The 16,078-nt window shown below is 65.5% G+C and carries 16 protein-coding genes; 6 read left to right on the top strand and 10 right to left on the bottom strand.

From position 1 onward, the window contains the following. Positions 1-401: 401 nt before the first annotated feature. The 4 genes from IFT88_RS00665 to IFT88_RS00650 all read right to left on the bottom strand — a co-directional run bounded on the left by IFT88_RS00665 (position 402) and on the right by IFT88_RS00650 (position 6,862). The gene (locus IFT88_RS00665; RefSeq protein WP_192118341.1) at positions 402-2,144 is read right to left on the bottom strand and encodes a UvrD-helicase domain-containing protein; all 1,743 of its coding nucleotides are present in this window, start codon (positions 2,142-2,144) and stop codon (positions 402-404) included. Then, entirely contained in the window at positions 2,134-4,170 is a 2,037-nt protein-coding gene (locus IFT88_RS00660; RefSeq protein WP_192118339.1) for an ATP-dependent nuclease, read from the bottom strand. Before IFT88_RS00660 ends, IFT88_RS00665 begins: the two co-directional genes overlap by 11 nt. 482 nt (positions 4,171-4,652) lie before the next feature. Then, on the bottom strand, positions 4,653-5,627 hold the full coding sequence (locus tag IFT88_RS00655; protein WP_192118337.1) for a JmjC domain-containing protein: 975 nt from the start codon (positions 5,625-5,627) through the stop codon (positions 4,653-4,655). Continuing rightward, positions 5,624-6,862: a radical SAM protein gene (locus IFT88_RS00650; protein ID WP_192118335.1), complete on the bottom strand. Its 1,239-nt coding sequence runs from the start codon at positions 6,860-6,862 to the stop codon at positions 5,624-5,626. The genes IFT88_RS00655 and IFT88_RS00650 overlap by 4 nt, the downstream gene beginning before the upstream one ends. A 298-nt stretch (positions 6,863-7,160) precedes the next feature. Here IFT88_RS00650 and IFT88_RS00645 point away from each other — a divergent pair, with 298 nt between their 5' ends. From IFT88_RS00645 to IFT88_RS00630, 4 genes are all read left to right on the top strand, one after another. Next, the gene (locus tag IFT88_RS00645; RefSeq protein WP_192118333.1) at positions 7,161-7,787 is read left to right on the top strand and encodes an ArsR/SmtB family transcription factor; all 627 of its coding nucleotides are present in this window, start codon (positions 7,161-7,163) and stop codon (positions 7,785-7,787) included. Beyond that, entirely contained in the window at positions 7,771-9,015 is a 1,245-nt protein-coding gene (locus IFT88_RS00640; RefSeq protein ID WP_192118331.1) for an MFS transporter, read from the top strand. Before IFT88_RS00645 ends, IFT88_RS00640 begins: the two co-directional genes overlap by 17 nt. A 68-nt stretch (positions 9,016-9,083) precedes the next feature. Further along, positions 9,084-10,139, top strand: a complete 1,056-nt coding sequence (locus tag IFT88_RS00635) for a zinc-dependent alcohol dehydrogenase (RefSeq protein ID WP_192118329.1) — start codon at positions 9,084-9,086, stop codon at positions 10,137-10,139. Positions 10,140-10,222: 83 nt separating this feature from the next. Continuing rightward, on the top strand, positions 10,223-10,873 hold the full coding sequence (locus tag IFT88_RS00630) for a hypothetical protein (RefSeq protein ID WP_192118327.1): 651 nt from the start codon (positions 10,223-10,225) through the stop codon (positions 10,871-10,873). Positions 10,874-10,932: 59 nt separating this feature from the next. On the opposite strand, the gene IFT88_RS00625 is transcribed toward IFT88_RS00630, so the two are convergent. After that, on the bottom strand, positions 10,933-11,364 hold the full coding sequence (locus tag IFT88_RS00625) for a hypothetical protein (RefSeq protein ID WP_192118325.1): 432 nt from the start codon (positions 11,362-11,364) through the stop codon (positions 10,933-10,935). A gap of 251 nt (positions 11,365-11,615) precedes the next feature. Between IFT88_RS00625 and IFT88_RS00620 the strand changes: the two genes are divergently transcribed. Beyond that, a complete protein-coding gene (locus IFT88_RS00620) occupies positions 11,616-12,167 on the top strand; it encodes a hypothetical protein (RefSeq protein ID WP_052505280.1) in 552 nt (183 codons plus the stop codon). After that, a complete protein-coding gene (locus tag IFT88_RS00615; protein ID WP_192118323.1) occupies positions 12,164-12,433 on the top strand; it encodes a hypothetical protein in 270 nt (89 codons plus the stop codon). The genes IFT88_RS00620 and IFT88_RS00615 overlap by 4 nt, the downstream gene beginning before the upstream one ends. 123 nt (positions 12,434-12,556) lie before the next feature. Here the strand turns inward: IFT88_RS00615 and IFT88_RS00610 are convergent, their stop codons facing one another. From IFT88_RS00610 to IFT88_RS00590, 5 genes are all read right to left on the bottom strand, one after another. Next, positions 12,557-12,868: a Dabb family protein gene (locus IFT88_RS00610; RefSeq protein WP_192118320.1), complete on the bottom strand. Its 312-nt coding sequence runs from the start codon at positions 12,866-12,868 to the stop codon at positions 12,557-12,559. 158 nt (positions 12,869-13,026) lie between these two features. After that, positions 13,027-13,947, bottom strand: a complete 921-nt coding sequence (locus IFT88_RS00605) for a phosphogluconate dehydrogenase C-terminal domain-containing protein (RefSeq protein WP_192118318.1) — start codon at positions 13,945-13,947, stop codon at positions 13,027-13,029. Next, positions 13,940-14,749, bottom strand: a complete 810-nt coding sequence (locus IFT88_RS00600) for a sugar phosphate isomerase/epimerase family protein (protein ID WP_342212026.1) — start codon at positions 14,747-14,749, stop codon at positions 13,940-13,942. Before IFT88_RS00600 ends, IFT88_RS00605 begins: the two co-directional genes overlap by 8 nt. After that, complete coding sequence (locus IFT88_RS00595; protein WP_342212025.1) at positions 14,746-15,591, bottom strand: triose-phosphate isomerase family protein; 846 nt, start codon at positions 15,589-15,591, stop codon at positions 14,746-14,748. The genes IFT88_RS00600 and IFT88_RS00595 overlap by 4 nt, the downstream gene beginning before the upstream one ends. Then, positions 15,588-16,076, bottom strand: a complete 489-nt coding sequence (locus IFT88_RS00590; RefSeq protein WP_056260280.1) for a ribose-5-phosphate isomerase — start codon at positions 16,074-16,076, stop codon at positions 15,588-15,590. Before IFT88_RS00590 ends, IFT88_RS00595 begins: the two co-directional genes overlap by 4 nt. Between the last annotated feature and the right edge of the window lie 2 nt (positions 16,077-16,078).

Here is a 16,078-nt window from a genome sequence, read left to right as displayed (position 1 = left end):
CAAGCGGCTTCGCGTCATAATTTAGTTTTGCTCGCCTTCCGCGGTGCAAGCAGGAAACTGGGTAAAACGCATTGGTTCCAAGATTCCGGAGATGACGGTCAAGTCAAGCCGGAAGAGCCTCGAACGCTGCAGGCGAGATCATGTTCACGTGATGAAACCGACTCTCGATCTGTGGGCATGGTTCGTACTGCGTTCAGTTCTGGTGCGACTACTGTGCGAAGCAGACGGGACAGCACCCAACGGTGCACATGGCAGGGCTGGCGACAAGATTCAGCAGGTCGCCCACATCTACGAGCCTATGCCCGGTAACATTTTATTTTTACCAATTTGATCGGCGATTCCGTCTGTAAATCGGTGCTCACGCCGAGGACCCCCGGAACTCCATGGTCCCAAGCTCACTACTAACCGATCGGGGCAGTTAGGGACTCGACATTCTCGGCACCGAACCAGTCAGTGAGAACCATATGCGCTTCCGAGCTCAGTTTTTGAGTAAAAAGAACGGCCAAATTTGTCGTGGGTCTTGAGGCACATACGTAGAGCAGATTTCGAGCTCGGCGATAACCGGACTGGTGTTTGGCGGCTACTTTGTCCGGGTGCGCTGCATAAGCCAGGAATCTCGGGAAGTTGTACCAGTTCCAGCCGCCCCCAAGGAGAACGACGACGTTCTCGAATTGGGCGCCCTTCACGCCGTGCTCTGTCTCGTATGGAGAGTGATGGTTGACGTATTCGCGAAGCGCCACTATTTCGGCGTAGGCGACAGTCAGAAGCGTCTCCAGTTCGGCTTGTCTTGGGGAACGCTCAGCGTCTTCGTCCAAATCCAGGAGTTCGTCGAGTCGTCTGATGACATCTGCCGGACAGTGGAATGGTTCAGCGCGAAAGAGCTCTAACATTCCGGCGACAGTTCCAGTTTTGGCGGTCTCGACAATTTGGTCTAGCGCAGTACGCAGGCGCGCTTTATCGCTCGGTTTGTGGACGTAGGGGCGATTCATGCCCAGGGCCTCGTAGATTTGTCCGGTTCGGCCGGCTTGGTAGTGCATCAGCGCAAGTTCCACGTCCTCAACGAGAAACCGAACAATGGGGTTTTCTAGCTTGGCGAAGTCATCGTTGTTGTCGAACAGTTCTGCGATCTGCGGATACCCTTGACGCGCAGCGATTGATTTGTGCGTCAAGATCAGGGTCTTGGTCTTCTGCGGTGTCAGATCCCAGCCGTTCTTAGCAAGGATCTCGCGGACCTGTTCCAGCGCGACGTCGATAAGGTCGGCGTCGAGGTCGTCCTGCGTGTGAGGACCCGGCACGCGCCCGGCTTCCCATTTGTCCGTATGGAAGACGAGCGTTTCTCCCCCGGGTTTCGTCGTTGGTAGCGCCTGAGGCAAAGCCGGCCGCATGGCGTTCAAGAGTTTGACTACTGGAGCGCCGGATCTAAAGTTGGTGCCCTTCAGAATGACTTCCAAGTTTTCGTGGCTCAGTTGGCCCACCGAACCTGGGTGAATCTGCTGCCAGTCGTCGCCGAAAAATCCAAAGACCGGGCCAACTGCTGGAACGACGCAGTGAGCCATGATGGCCCGCGCTAAAGCGTCATTTGTGTCCTGATATTCATCGATTAGAACAATGGGGTATTGGCTCTTGAGTCGCGTCACGAACTTGGGGCGGCTAAAAAGCGCAGCAGCTAAGAACGGCACGTCGTCGTGGTCGAGGGAGATGACTGCGTCCGTGACGCGACGATGACCTCGGGCATACTCGATTCGCTGATTCGTGAATCCTTCCAGCCCGGCCTTCTGCAGTGCGCTGGCAAATTTTTCTGAATCAAGGAGATCTCGCATGTCCTTTTGAAACGGCTGGATGACTGACCAGAAAAATTCGTGGATAGTGGCCACGAGAAAGCGTTGGTCCGCGTCGATCCGCTCGAGGATTTCGGCCTTTGCAACATTCGTGTAGGTGATGCATGCGACTTTATGGCCAGGACGAAGGCTACCCAGAGATGACACCTGAAGAAACCTAAGCGCTTCGATGAGTGAGGCGGTCTTCCCGGCGCCGGCACCAGCCTCAACGAGGAAGTTTTTGGAGTTGCTTAGACACTCAGAAATGCGCGCTTGGGCTTGAGTAGCCAAATGGAACGCATTCGTGGCCACATTCTCAGAGCTCATCGGCGTGCTCCATTGCATCTCCTACAGCCGCCGAAGCTACGCTGTCCTCGAGATCTTCTCCAGTCTCCTCGGGCGCGAAGAGCCAGTCCAAACCTTCCGTGAGGTAGCGCGGTGTTTGCCACCCTGTTTTGTCGACCGCGAACTCCACTGCAAAGTCGCTCTTCTTGTACTGCAGAGCCAACTCTCGGGCTGCCGTCTCTCGTTCGTAGAGAGTGCCCGCCGCAGGCTTGAACAACTCGGGGTTCGCGAGAATAAAGGCATCCTCAAAGGTTCTTCCGCAGGGGCCTTCATCGATCTCGGGCACTTGAAATGCAATACGTCGATGCTGGAAGACTTTGTCTGAAGCCTTTGTGGTCAGCAGAATCGCGGGGGTAAGGGGCGGCTCGGTCCCGAACCACGCCTTGATTGCCTCGTTACTTGTCGCACTGCCTGCGTGGACCGTTGACGCCGTCAGGCGATTATTTTGATTTCTCGACACGGCATCCAGGTCCGTCACGATAAGACATTTCAGCTCAAGGAAATCGATTAGGGGGAAGAACTTATGTGCGTAAGCGCCTCCTACCTCAAGGAGGGTTACGTAGTCGCTTCGGGCCTCCTCGGACATTTCAGCAATGAGTTTCGGCACGATGAGGCGTTCGGTCGTTCCTTCGATCAGTATCGCCTTATCCGCGAAAAAAAGATCTGAACTCGTCAGCGTCAGATACTGATGAAGAAATCGAGAATCGATTTGACTGTCTCGGTCTGCTGCGAGCTGCAGGTCTTTGACGACTGTGTGCCTGATGCCTCGTCTGACAGGTTTGTCTAGGAAGTAGCGCACCGCTTTGAATTCGACGGCGTTCGCGATGTGCGAGGAGTGTGTCGAAACAACAAATTGGGCAGGCCACTTCTGCGGAGCCTCAGCGGAAAGCTTCTTGACAATCTCTCCGAGTTGACGGATAAAAATTTCCTGCATTTGAGGGTGCAGATGAGCTTCCGGCTCTTCGATAAAAATGAGGTGGAGTCCGGCCTGTTGGCCTTCTTGCAGCCAGGTGCGGTGCAGGCCGACAAGTTGAAGAAGGATGTGAAGCAGATTTCTCGTTCCGAGCCCGTTATACGCCTCTGGCAGCGAAGGGCCTATCTCGGACGGGTAGCCAACTTTCGTATAGTTCGAGAGCATGCTTTGAATATTCAAGGTGGTCTGTGTCGCGATTCGCGTGCCCGCGGCTCCTGGGAACCCGAACAGCTTGAAGATGGGCTCTAGGGCGACCAGGTTGTCATTAAAGTTGGTGTCGATGGTCTTGTGGACATTCACGAGGGCCTCATCCACAAGGGTGCTTGTTCGACTTTCCGCGGATTCTCCGTCGGTCATCGAAGTGTTGAAAAGACGCTCCATGACTTTCGCGAGGACGTCGCTGTCCTTTGTAGTCACATCATCCAAGCCTCGTTGAGCCCCAACGTGACCGATCTGAATGACTTTCTCTACGTCAGAAAACTCCAGTTGCCGGACATTCGTCGAGTCTCTCGAGTCCTCCGCCCAAACACGGCGACGGTAAGTCTTGGCGATCCGCGTGGTCAAGGCGCGGTAAAACTCTGTTGGTTCTTCGTCTTTGGTCGGGATGGCCAGGCCGTCGAACAGGCGGTTCAATCTGCCGGGAGCGAGCTCGTAACTGACAACTATCAGTGCGTCGGTGCGAGTGTCGTCTAGGTCGATGATGAAGGGAGACAGGGCCCCGTAGTCGTCTATGTTGTCGGAATAGTCGATGTGCATACGGATTTCGATGCGGGGAAGGGATTTGCGCACCTCTTCGTTCTCAGCGTCAGTCTTGTACATACTCAGGGCAGCTTGAAATTCACTCCAGGCAGCAGCGGAGAAGTCCTCAGCGTTGAAAGGCGCGCTAGAACCAGCAAAAATGCGCTTTACAACTTCTCCGAGCGAGGTCTTGCCGCTGTTATTCCGGCCCACCACGACTGTTGTCCTGGCATCTAATTGCACCGAGACCTCGCGAAGAAGGCGAAAGTTCTTTATCTCGAGTTTGGTGATTCTCATGTTTCTCCCCCGGAAGTGACTTCGTCGTAACCCCTCAATACTAGGGCAGTCCCCTGTTGCTCACGGGAATGTCGAAGCCTCAAGTTGCATATGCACTCGTGTTGACCAAAGCAGCGTTCCGGTGAAGCCGCTCCATCAGGAGCCGGAGCGCTTGGAATGAGAGCTCTTGGGTGCTTCTTGAGGGAAGATCAGCGACGCCGCCCCCGTTCCCACTCGCTACGAATTGCAGTGGACGGTCGTCCTGAACTGCTCCGTCCTCGCTCTCATGGGCGGCGTCCAGTCCGTCGACCCGGAGGGGTCGGTCTTCTTGGGGCTCCTCATCATCGGGCTCATGAACCTTCAGATCGTCCAGGCGACACGGCCCGAGCGCCCCGCGAAAGCCGCCCGTCAGGAGGCAGATGATGCGCCGGAGGTGCCTGGCAGACGAGCTACGAGGGCTGACCAGGTCAGGTGGCCTTCGTCGTCCGTGTCTCGCCTCGGGTCTAGGCCGTCGCGGAGGCGGGGGTCGGCTGCTCGTCGACAGCGTCTTGGGCGGACTCGCTCTCGCGCGATGAAGCGATCGCGCCGAGGTCGAGTGACGGCGTGGGCTGAAGGAGCTGTCGGAAGTCGTCGAGGAAACTCTGGCTGTCGTGGTTGGCCAGGACGGCACTCAAGGCTCCCAGCAGTCGCTGTTGGTGCGCCTCCTTCTCGTGAGGGCTTCCGAAGGCCGGGAGGTCTTCCCGGAACGCAGGTTCGTGTTCTAGATGGCCGATGAGAGAACGGAAGTAATCGAGACCGGTACGCCGCTGGAAACCGAAGGTCAGGTGCAAGGAGTGGTCGCCCGAACCGCGGACGGCGTGCCACCAACCACGGGGGAGGTAGACCACCTGGCCAGGAAACAGATTGCCGCTCCACACGGGAAGGGAGGGGCGTTCGTTGTCGGCGTCGACCTGATGATCGAGGGGTGCCCGCGTTCCGGGTCCGAAGATGTCCCAGTACTTCTGGCCCTCGACCTGGACGATGAGGACGTCGTGGTCATCCCAGTGCGGATCGAACCCCCGTGTCTTGCCCCAGGTGGCATACGAATTGGCCTGGACCCGCTCGTGGGTCAGCTCGGACAGTGCTCGAGCCGCCTCAGTGACCCTGGGAGCGATCTCTTGCAGGTCGTTGATGACGAGCGTTGCACCCTTCGAGAGGATGGCTTCAAGCTTCCCCGCGTCGACTACGGGTTGCTGCCGGCGGCGGGGCGAGCTGGCCTGATCCAGGTACGCGCTCGCCGGGAACGACCGGCCGTCGTTGACCACCTTCAGGTGGGGCGGCACGAGTCGACGCGTGGTGACCAGTTCGTCCAGATCTGACCACGAGATCAATGTCGACGGGTCGACGGGACTCGTCCCGACGAGGTGACGCTCGCCCAAGGCAGCACGAAAGGTGTCCGGGCCGCCGAGGGCCCGAAGGATGGTGTCGAAACTGTTCATGATCGCCCCTGTGTGGTCACGTGCATCGGTGCACTAGCCGGATCTTCGGTCAGGTACATGTCGTCGAGAGCGGCGCCGTCGACGCGGTCGAAGAAGCCCCGCGTCTCTTCGGTCGTGCCGTGCTCCGCGATGTCGAAGTCGCATGCCACCCAGAGATCGTCGAGTTCCTCCGTCGGCCGATAGCCGTCGCTGAGTGTGCCCACCGCCCACTCGGCCCGACCGGCGGTCTCCCACGAGCTGTAGAGGAGCCCGTCGGCGTTGACGACGGCACCCTGGGCGCCGCCCTTGACCCCGCAATAAGGACAATCCGTGAGCGGTTTCGACACGGGTACGGTCATTCCTGCCCCAATGGCCCGCGAGTTGAGTTCGATGAAACGCTCGGCGTTCTCCGCGCTGTAGACGACGTCGTTGTCATAGCCCAGGCCGACGTCGTCTATCAAGGCCAGATGGAAGCTCGCGGTCTTGCCGCACAACGCCTGCTGCAGATCGTCGATGACCGTCTCGAGGCCGTCCAGGTTCCGGTGCGAGACGTTGACCCTGAAGTTCCACGTGAGATCGGTCGAAGCCACGGCGTCGGCGACGTTCGACAGGATCTTGTCGTACGTGGGACGTCCGTTGCGAGTGACGCGGATCGTGTCGTGCACGTCCCGCCGGCCGTCGAAGGTGATCTGGACGCGATGCAGACCCGCGTCCTCGAGCTCTCGGGACAGCTGCTTCTTGAGGAGAACGCCGTTGGTGACGATCTCGGACATGCGCATGTTGTTCTGCCCGAACTCGTGCAGTACTCCGAGAGCCCCGCGAGGGTTCAGCAGGGGCTCCCCACCGAAGATGAGGACGCTGCTGGTCTCCAGTCGACTACTGGTCATCTGCTGTCTGACGAAGGCGCCCACCTGCGTGACCAGAGCAGGGGTCAGGACGGCTGTCTTGATGCGGGGCGGCGCGGAGCTTCCTTCTTGCGGCAAGGCGGTGTTCTGGAAGCAATAAGCGCAGCCAAGATTGCAGGCCGTGGCGGTCAAGACGGTGACGGCGTAGTTGGAGTCCTCGACGACGCGAGGAAAGCCCTTCTCGGCCAGTGCTGACATCGCGACCTCGGTCAGGCGGCGCGAAGTGACGTCGGGCACAGCTTCTCGGGGCAGCCGTGCGATCTGCGAACCAGAGACAGCCCACCACCCTTCGGCGCCGGGAAGGACTCGGATGGAACTGTCGACGACCTGTTCGACGGTGGCTTGGTTCATGAGCCTCTCATTTCTCGCTGTTCGAGTCCGATCATCGAGTGGTCCTCCTGCTCGGGGGAGGACCACCCGACGGTCGGGCCAGGCGGTGGGCCGATGAGTTCAGCGGCCTCGAGCCCCGGTCGAGCCCTGGTTCAGCCCTTGACGCCGCAGACGTCACGCGCTTCGTCTTCCATCTCGTACACGTCGATCTCCATGTTCCCCACCCCCTTTCACCTCATATACCTGACGCTAGATGGCCGTCGAAAGTAGACGCAAGAGCGATTGCGCAATATTGTTTGCGTAACTGAGAGGCGGGCCCATGACGGACGAAACCGGGCGGATCAGAGAACTCGAGACCCTCCGGGTGATCGCCCACCCGCTCCGCGTGAGGCTGTACGAGCTGCTGGCCACCGAAGGTCCGTCGACGGCCACCCAGCTGTCTCGACAGCTGTCTATTCCGTCGAACACCCTCAGCTACCACCTCCGTCAGCTCTCCAGCCACGACCTCGTGCACGAAGCCGACGACCTCTCGCGAGACGGGCGCGAACGATGGTGGCGCGCATCACCTGGGGGGCTGCACTGGTCGGCCGAGGACTTCCCGGATTCACCGGGGTCGCGCGCCGTCCTCCGAGCTGCGGAACACGTCATCGCGACCCGTCGAGTCGCACGCCTCCGAGAATGGCTCGACTCGGGCTCCGCCGAGTGGGGACCTGCATGGTCGGCCGCGGCTCGCAGCTCGGACTCCATGCTCACCTTGTCGCAGGACGAACTCGAGCAGTTCGGGGCCGAGATGGAGACCGTCGTCGCCCGCTGGGTCGATCGATCACGGGCCGCCAAGGCGAACCCAGCCGACGACACGGCACCCGTCCGGGCGCGCATCTTCACGTTCTTCCACGCCTTCCCGATCGGCTCGGAGGGTGGCGGTGTCGATGAGCTCGGCACCTAGACGCGGCAACGCCGTTCGAAACAAGCCGTTCCGGGTCTACATCGGTGGTTTCGGCGCCTCCCTCGTCGGCGATCAGATCTGGTTCGTCTCCCTGGCCTGGGCAGCGAGTCAGCTGGGCTCACCGGGACAGACGTCTCTCGTCATGGCCGCCGGCTCGGTTCCTCGAGCGCTCTTCCTGCTGGTCGGAGGGGCGGTGGCAGATCGCTTCGGGGCACTCACGGTCACCCTCAGAAGCCAGATCGGCCGCATCCTCGTGATGGCGACCGGCGCGGTGCTCGTGTTCGTCATCGGTGCCGGAGAGCTGTGGCCGCTGCTCATGATCGCCCTGCTCTTCGGCGTGCTGGACGCGGCGCACATGCCGGCCGCGGCCGCTCTGCCGCCCCAACTCCTCGAGCCGGACGACCTGCCCGCCGGTCAGGGGTTCGTCCAGTCCCTCGAGCGAGGCGCTCTCGTCGCCGGAGCGCCCCTCGGTGGCCTCGTCGTCGCGTTCGGCGGACTGCCCACCGCCATGGTGGTCAACATGGTGCTGTTCTCGGTGGCGTGGCTCATGCTGCGATCGCTCCACCGAGTCACGGACGGGCCCGCGACCCTCCCCGAGCACAACGCCGACGACGAATCGATCTGGGCTTCCCTGACGGGCGGGTTGAGATACGCGGCCACGGACAAGGCCCTTCTGAGCACGCTGATCGTCGTGACCGCGCTGAACCTCGGCCTGGCAGGACCTTTGAACGTCGGGCTCGTGCTCCTGAGCGGCGAAAGGGGCTGGGGGGCGGCGATGTACAGCCTGGTGCTGAGCGCCTACGCCCTCGGTGCCATCTCGGGTGCGCTGACCGTCGCCTTCCAAAAGCGCGTCCGGCGCCCGGCCCTGGTGGCGCTCGTCTGGATCATGCTCGGCGGATTCGCCATCGGGCTCGTCCCTCTCGCACCGAACCTGCCGCTCGCCGCGCTCGCGGTGGCGTTCGCCGGTTTCGCTTTCGGCCCGGGGAGCGCACTGCTCGTCGGCCTCATCCAGGCGCGAACAGAACGTCGCTACCTGGGACGCGTCATGGCACTCGTCAACTTCTCGGCGCTCGGCCTCACCCCGGTTGCCTACGTCCTCTTCGGTCAGGGCGTCACGCTGTCCAGCCTCGACGCCACCTTCATGACGAGCGCGGGCCTCGTGGTCCTCGCTGCCGCCGCAGCCTTCTTCATCGGGCCGCTGCGCCGGGCCCGACTGACGACGGACTAGCGGCGCGTGCCCTGCCGTCCGGAGGGCGATCAGAACGACACCTGTCGTCCACGTCTACCCTGGTGGGCATGACCGATCTGCCTGCCCGCACCCGTTTCGCCACCGTCGACGCCGAGCGTTCGGTCGCCTTCGCCGAGGTCGACCTCGAGGCTCCGGGGGAGCAGCAGGTCGTGGTGCGCATCCGCTACACGGGCGTCTGTGCCACCGACACCCACGGGTGGGCGTCCGGCGGGCTCATCCCGGCCGCAGTGTTCGGCCACGAATGGACCGGCACCGTCGTCGCGGCCGGCAGCCGGGTCACCACCGTCGCCGTGGGGGACCGCGTCGTCGCCAGCGTCGGCCCGCCCTGCGGCACCTGCGCCATGTGCCGCGCCGGACACCCCGACCACTGCGACACCGCCTTCGCCGAGGCCAACGGCATCTCGCCCGACGCCCCCACCCACGGAGCCTTCGCCCAGCACGTCACCGTCCACGAACGCCGTGTCCAACGCGCCCTCGACGGCCTCACCGAGGAGCAGCTCGCCCTCGTCGAACCCACCGCCGTCACCTTCCACGCCGTCCGCCGCGCCGGCCAGCGCCTCGGCGACGTCGTCGTGGTCCAGGGCGCCGGCCCCATAGGCCTGCTCACCGCCCAGCACGCCCGTCACGCCGGCGCTGGAGCCGTCGTCATCGTCGAGCCCATGGAGGCGCGGCGCGAGACCGCCCGCCGCCTCGGCTTCACCGACGTCCACGAACCCGGTGACGCCTTCCGCGCCCGCGTCCTCGAGCTGAGCGACGGGCTCGGGGCGGACGTCCTCTACGAGTGCACCGGCGCCTCCTCGCTGTTCCAGTCGAGCGCCGAGCTGGTCCGCCGCGGCGGCACGCTCGCGCTGCTCGGCTACCCGATGACCACCTCGGAGGTCTCGTACGGCGACTGGCAGAGCCGCGAGCTCACCGTCGTCGGCAGCCTCGCCTACACGCACTCCGACTTCGTCGGTGCGATGCGCGCGCTCGCCGACGGCTCGGTCGAGGCGGGGCCGCTCATCACGGGCACGGTCGGGCTCGACGAGCTGCCGGCCCTGCTCGTGGAGCTGGACAGCGGGGAGACGCAGCACGCGAAGGTGCTGGTCTCTCCGAACGGGTGAACCGAGGGCGCGGCCGCCGGGCTCTACGTACTGCGGGCCCTGGGATGATGGGGCGGACTCCCTAGACGTGAGGAATGCACGAGATGACCGAGCCTGCTGTTCCCTCCCACGAGGTCTCGACTCCGGAGGAGTCGGATGAACTCGCGCCCCCGTCGGCGCTTCTCTCCGAGACCACGTTGCGACTCGTCACGCCGCTGACCCTTCAGGCCGGACTTCGCCTCATCGGCGTCGTGTGGAGCGTCAGTGACGAGGAAGTCGCCGAGAGCACCGGTCTTTATTGCTGGGTTCATGGTGCGCGCGACGACGACCCGTTGCGATCAGGTGTGCTCTACATCGGCATCGCCGAGGGTGAAGGTGGTCTGAAGACGAGAACCACCAACGAGGAGAGTTGGCGAGGGGGAGACCACGCGCACGGCATCGCGCTCGAGCGCACTCACGCCGTGGTCGTCACCGGCAGCGTCGACGCTGCAGTCGCCGTCGATCTCGGCTGGGTGGACGACCTGATCTCGGACGGTCGACTCTCCCCGACGGCGCGCCCGTTCGTGGATGAATGGCGAGAGGAAAAGGTGTTGAAAGAGGTCGAGGAAGTCGCCATCCGCCTCGCCATCCATCTGGGCGACACCGGTGCTCCCGTCAACTCGTTCCACGCCGGCGCCTGGCGAAACGATCGCCCCGCCGACTGGGTGGCCTTCGCCATCGCGCGCGAGCTCACTCGTCGGCACGGGGGTGGCTGAGGCCATCCACCCTGCGGGACCGCAGGAGGCGCTGGTCGCGTGACCCGCGCCTCCTCTGTTCACTGCTGGTCGGGCACGCAGGCGTAGTCGTCGCCGAAGGCGTCGGTGACGCGGCGGATGGCCTCCGGGGTGCCCCACTGCTCGACATACTCGCAGGCGTGGTCGGCCCGGGACGCGTACATGCCGAACGCCCCGACGTCGACGTAGCCGTAGTCGTAGCGCTCCGAGGGGCGTCCGCCGGCGCCGGGCTCGTCGGGCAGGTCGATGACGAAGCCGTCGGGGAAGCGCAGCTCGACCCCGTGCGGTGAACAGGACGGGAGGGTCTCCGTCGTGAGGTCGGCCACGATCACCGGCTCGTACGTCGTGCAGTACGGGAGGCGCGCGTCGGAGCCCGACAGCACGAGCGGCACGTCCGGGTCGGCCCGCACCGCGAGCACCAGCAGCACCGACACCACGAGCAGCGCGGTGACGATGCCGGCCAGGACCTTCATGAGGTGAACCTACCGCCCACCCGGTGCCGGCGAGGCGGAGGGAACGCAGCCGCGGGAGGCGCTGGTCACCTGACCCGCGCCTCCCGCCCCCAGCCCCGATGCGGTGGCCGTCTCGTTCGCGCGGATTCCATCGCCCGGCGGAGATTCCTGAGGATCACGTCAATCGGCTGGCGTCGCTCGCCGAGGGCGTTCTAGCGTTTTTCCAGACCGATCAGTACACCAACGGAATCCGACCGAGAGGACGCAGACCAATGACCTGTACCCGAAAGATCTCCACCACATTCCTCGCCGGCACCCTGGGCATCGCCCTTGCTTTCGGTGGGGCGACGGCCGCGCAGGCCGCACCGACCCCGACCTCGTCGGCGCAGACCGTGTCGGCGACCCCCCAGGAAGCCGCGCCCGCCCCCACCGAGGCGCAGCTGGCCGAGATGGAGGAGGCGCTCTCGATCATCGAACGCATCCCCGATTCGGTCCTCCAAGCCGGAGACGCTGCCACGCAGCAGTGGCTCGCCGAGAACGCCCCGGCCCCGAGCGCAGGCGGGGGAGAGGTCACCCTCCAGGCGAACGTCCTCGGCTGCGCCGGCGCCATCGCCACCGTCATCGCCTCGACCGCCTTCCCCGCGGCGAAGATCCTCAAGGCCAAGGCGCTCATCAAGCAGCTGGGCGGTGTCACCGAGGCGGCCAAGATCATGTGGGGCGCGAGCTTCTCGTACGAGAAGGTCAAGGCGTTGGGCGGCGCCGCTGCCGCACTCGCCGGTGAGCTCATCGGCATCACCCAGATCAAGGAGCAGTGCTTCTCATGACGAACTGGCTCCGCGCCCTCGCCCCGCTCGCCCTGACCGCGATCGCCCTGGTGGTCTTCTTCACGGCCGATCGCACCGTCGGCATGCTGCTGATCGTGGCCGCCCTCGCCTCGGCGTTCATCGCCGGCAAGAGCGCTCTCGGCCGCCCGTCCCGACGCCCCGAGCGTGACGTCGACCCCGCCGAGGTCCGTGCCTACCGCGAAGCCCACCCGGGCAGCACCATCAGCGATGCCGTCAGCGCCGTCGGGGGTACCGCTCGCCCCTGATCAACGACACCGACACGACGAGCCGCACCCGAGAAGGGTGCGGCTCGTCGTCGTCGATGGGCTCGTGGCGTCGACTGCGTGACGGGCGCCGGCCAGCCGTACCGAGCCTCCTGGGCCAGGCCCCTACGCGGCGACGTCGAAGACGACGACCCGGGCGGACGCGTCGCCGAGGTAGCTCGCGACCGGCTGGTGCGCGGGGTGGGGCAGATAGCCGTCGCGGGCCGCGGCGTCACGGAAGCGCACCACGAGCATCCAGTCGAAGCCGGCCTCGAGCTGCTCGGGGCTGACGCTGCCGCCACTCGACACCGACAGCACGCCGTCGATGCCGGTCAGGTGCTCGGTCGACAGCCGCGTCGCCTGCTCGGCCACGTCGGCCGGGGCTCCCTCGGCCCACTCGACCAACACCACGTGCACGATCTCGTCCGTGTCGGCCATCCGCGCATCCCCTCGTCGTCGCCGCTCGTCGCGGCAGGTCACCCGATCCTGACACGGGCGTCGCCCCGGCGGTCGGCCCGGGCGGCATCGCCCCCACGCGCGAACGCAGGAGGCGCGGGTCACGCGACCCGCGCCTCCTGCGTTCCCGTCGTCGCGATCTAGCGGCGGACGGCGTCGATCTTCAGCATGCGCGCGATGACCGAGTCGAGCTGGCTGTCGTCGAAGATCTTCTTCCAGTCGTCGCGGACGATCGACTCGCGGCCGTAGTCCATGGCGATGTGGCAGGCGTCGCTGAACGGGTTCGAGCCGCGCAGGCCGTTCGTCAGCGCGATCCAGGTGTGGCCGTAGAGCATCGCGCGAGCGGCCTCGTAGGGGACCCCGACGCCGTCGACGGTCTCTTCGAGCGCCTCCTTGAGGAACGCGCCGATCATGCAGGCCATCGTCTCGACCAGCGTCGGCTCGAGGACGGCCAGCTGCTTGACCGTCACGTAGTGCACGGCGATGACGGGTGCGTAGATCGTCGAGATGACCTGCGTCATCAGCTCGCGGACGGGGGAGTCCTCGGCCACGCCCTCGAGCGCGGCGACGACCTCCTGCGGGGCGGCCACGCCACCGAAGGTGTCGGCCCACTCCTCTTTCGTGGTGCGCTCGAGGAACACGCTGGGGTGGCAGGGGTGCGCCACCGCGTAGTGGATGTCCTCGCGCACGGCGAGCAGGCCCGCGTAGGCGGCCGCCGGGTCGAGGGTGAGGATGACGGCGCCGGTCTTCATCGCCGGGACGACCTGCTCGGAGACCTTGCCGAGCACCACGTCGGGCACGGCCAGGATGACCACGTCGGCGTCCGCCACGGCCACGTCGGTCGCGGTGACCGTGCGGCCGAGCGACTCGATCAGCTCGACGCCGGCGGGCGACGCCTCGCTGTAGAGGGTCGTGTACGCGCTCTTGGCGAGGTTGTTCGAGACGCGCTGGCCCATCTTGCCGCCGGCGCCGATGACGGCGACGGTGACGTCGGACGAGCCCTGCCCGTCGGCGTAGGTGACGGTGCTCTCGGGGGCGGTCGTGTCGTGGGTGTCAGTCATTGTTCTTGCTCCTCAGTTCAGAGATGGTTCGTGTCGTCCACTCGGCTTCGAGCCGCGTGGTGGTCTCGGGGTCGCCCTGCCAGGGCAGCCAGTGCTCGACGACCTGGTTGACGGGTCTGGTGCCGCCGTCGCGGGCGTCGAGCGCGGCACGGATGCCGTCGTAGTCGAGGAGGCCCTCGCCGAGCGGCGTGCTGGTCAGGGCGAACCCCACCCAGCCGTCCTTCCGCGAGAAGGCGAAGTCCTTCACGTGCCAGTTCGCGACGTGGGGCAGACAGCGCGCGGTCACGTCGGCCGGGTGCTCCAGGTTCGCGACGGTGTTGGCCGGGTCGAGCACGATGCCGAGCCGCGGGCTGGCGACTGCCCGTACGACGGCCACGAGCTCGGTCGAGCCGACCTGCTCGTAGGTCTCGAGGGCGAGGGTGACCCCCGCCTCCTCGTACTCGGGCAGCACCTCGCGCAGCCGACGCTCGGTCTCGGCCGCGTCGGGACGGTCGTCACCCGCCGTCCACATGCTGCGGACCAAGGAGGCGCGCAACGCGACCGCGAGACGCAGCCACGTCCGCAGGACGGTCGGCCCGGTGCCCCGGGTGCCGAGTTCGAGCGTCAGCCCGAGCTCGTCGGCGAGGTCGCGCAGCGCGGCGAGCTGCTCGTCGGTGTAGCCGGTCAGGGCCTCGTGGTCGCAGATCTGGAACAGCCGGACGCCCTGCGCGGCCGTGTCGCGCAGCATGTCGTCGAGCGTCATCGGCCCCGGGACGAGGTCGCTGCCCCGCCAGAAGTACGCGTAGGTGCTGAGGCCGATCACGAGGCCACCTCGTCCCGGCGTGCGGCGTCGAGCGCCAGCGATTCGTCGAGCGCGAGCGCCTCGTCGAGGATGCGCTCCACCGCGGAGGCGTCGTGGGCGAAGCGACCGAGGAACAGCCCCCGGACCTGGCCGCCCAGACCGGTCAGCAGTCCCGGACCGGCGCTGCCGCCGTAGATCACCCGGCTGCCGGCGCGATCGGGAAGCCCCGCGAGGTGGTCCTCGACGGCCGCCACCACCGCGGTGATGTGGCCCGCGGACGCCGGCACCGGTGCGCCGATCGCCCAGAGCGGCTCGTACGCGACGACGAGGGCACCCGGGAGGCCGGCCTCGTCGGCCGCCGCGAGGGCGAGGTCGATCTGCTGCGTCACCTCGAGCGCGGCGAGGGCGGGCGACGTCTCGTCGGCCTCGCCCACGCAGAGCAGCGGGGTGATGCCGTGGCGCAGCGCCGCCGCCGTCTTGGCCGCGACGACCGCGTCGTCCTCGTGGAAGAGCGTCCGCCGTTCGGCGTGGCCGATCTCGGCGAGGGCGCAGCCGATCTCGGCCAGCTCGGCGCCGCTGACCTCGCCCGTGAAGGCGCCCGCGTCGTCGGTCGCGAGGTCCTGGGCACCGAGGCGGACCGAGGTGCCGGCCAGCGCCTCCTGCACGGGGACGAGCGACGGGAACGTCGGCACGACGAACAGGTCGACGACGCCCCGCCGGACGGCCGGGTGGCGCCGCGCGATCTCGGCCACCTCGGCGCTCCACGCGAGGGTCCTCGCGTGCGAGAAGTACATCTTGAGGCTCACCCCGATCGTGAAGCGGGCCGAGGGGGGCCGGACGGGGGCGGTCACCGGATCGCTCACGCCGCGTCGATGCCGACGGGCTCGCCCGACCCGTCGTAGCCGCAGATGGCCGCGACCTTCTCGGCCGAGGCGCTCGAGGTGTCGAAGCGGTAGGTGAGGAACTCCTTCGCCAGGCGGCGCATGAGCTCGACGCCGATGACGCGCTGGCCCATGCAGAGCACCTGGGCGTCGTTCGAGAGGACGGCGCGTTCGACCGAGAACGTGTCGTGCGCGGTCACCGCCCGGATGCCGGGCACCTTGTTGGCCGCGATGGCGACGCCGAGACCGGTGCCGCAGATCAGGATCGCGCGGTCGGCGCGGCCGTCGGCGACCATGCGGGCCGCCTCGACGGCGACGTGCGGGTAGGCGGTGTGGCCGTCGGCGGCGACCCCGACGTCGGCGACGCTCGCCACCCCGTCGTTCGCCTCGAGGTCTTTCTTGAGGACCTCTTTGTAGTCGTACCCGGCGTCGTCCGATCCGACGACGATGCGCAGCTGGTCAGCCATGG

Origin of the sequence: Frigoribacterium sp. CFBP 8751 (assembly GCF_014841545.1) — a bacterium.
Taxonomy (GTDB): domain Bacteria; phylum Actinomycetota; class Actinomycetes; order Actinomycetales; family Microbacteriaceae; genus Frigoribacterium.
The sequence above is the reverse complement of the archived record's forward strand: the minus strand, read 5'-3'. Positions and strand labels throughout refer to the sequence as shown.